1 protein-coding gene is annotated in these 611 nt (G+C 65.5%); it reads left to right on the plus strand.

Going from position 1 to position 611, the window contains the following annotated elements; translation table 11 throughout:
• A partial coding sequence (locus PMI29_RS10215) for a biotin/lipoyl-containing protein (RefSeq protein WP_008000313.1) occupies nucleotides 1–611 on the plus strand: 611 nt, incomplete at both ends.

The raw sequence follows: 611 nt of genomic DNA on the forward strand, positions 1-611 counted from the left end.
CCCCTGCTGCTGCACCTGCACCTGCGGCAGCCCCGGCTGCTCCAGTGGCCGACAGCGTTCAGGATATCCACGTTCCGGACATCGGTTCGGCGGGCAAGGCCAAGATCATCGAAGTCCTGGTCAAGGCCGGCGACACCGTTGTGGCCGACCAGTCGCTGATCACCCTGGAATCCGACAAGGCGAGCATGGAAATTCCATCGCCAGCCGCTGGCGTGGTGGAAAGCATTTCCATCAAGCTCGATGACGAAGTCGGTACCGGCGACCTGATCCTGAAACTGAAAGTCAAAGGCGCGGCCCCGGCTGCACCTGTTGCTGCGACCGCACCTACCGCTGCCGCACCGAGCGCACCTGCTCCTGCCGCTCCTGCCGCTGCTGCACCTGCTGCAACGCCGGCCGCCGCTCCAGCCAAGCCTGGTGCAAAAGTTCACGCCGGCCCTGCCGTGCGTCAACTGGCCCGTGAATTCGGCGTCGAGCTGAGCGCCGTTGGCGCCAGCGGTCCGCACGGTCGCATCCTGAAAGAAGACGTGCAGGTTTACGTCAAGGCCATGATGCAGAAGGCCAAGGAAGCACCGGCTGCTGCTGGCGCAACCGGTGGCGCGGGCATCCCGCCG

Source organism: Pseudomonas sp. GM49 (assembly GCF_000282355.1).
Lineage (GTDB): Bacteria > Pseudomonadota > Gammaproteobacteria > Pseudomonadales > Pseudomonadaceae > Aquipseudomonas.